We start from the raw sequence: 264 nt of genomic DNA, 5'->3' as shown, positions 1-264 counted from the left end.
ATTTTAATTTGCACCATTTGGTTATGGCGCGCGCCGTTTTCGCTTCCCGGTAAAATCATTATGTCTTGGGTAATACGCGGATCTTCGGCAACCACAACGGCAATACCATGCTCAACAAAATAGCGGCCAACAATAGGCGCGCGCTCGTTGGTAAGTACTTTTATAATACGTGCATCGCATTTTGAGCCAGAGCCACGTTTAGTGCCTTTAGCAAGTACAATGTCGCCATGTAACACCATGTTCATTTGGTGCTTAGCAATAAAC

Annotated in this window: 1 protein-coding gene; it reads right to left on the bottom strand. The window is 45.1% G+C overall.

Translation table 11 applies throughout. The annotated features are described in order from the left end of the window. Positions 1 to 264, bottom strand: a 264-nt coding sequence (locus tag AAEY72_RS15290) for a hypothetical protein (protein ID WP_352311435.1), incomplete at both ends; no start/stop codon positions are given.

The organism is Psychrobacter sp. W2-37-MNA-CIBAN-0211 (assembly GCF_040309405.1).
Classification (GTDB): Bacteria; Pseudomonadota; Gammaproteobacteria; order Pseudomonadales; family Moraxellaceae; genus Psychrobacter; species Psychrobacter glaciei.
The sequence above is the reverse complement of the archived record's forward strand: the minus strand, read 5'-3'. Positions and strand labels throughout refer to the sequence as shown.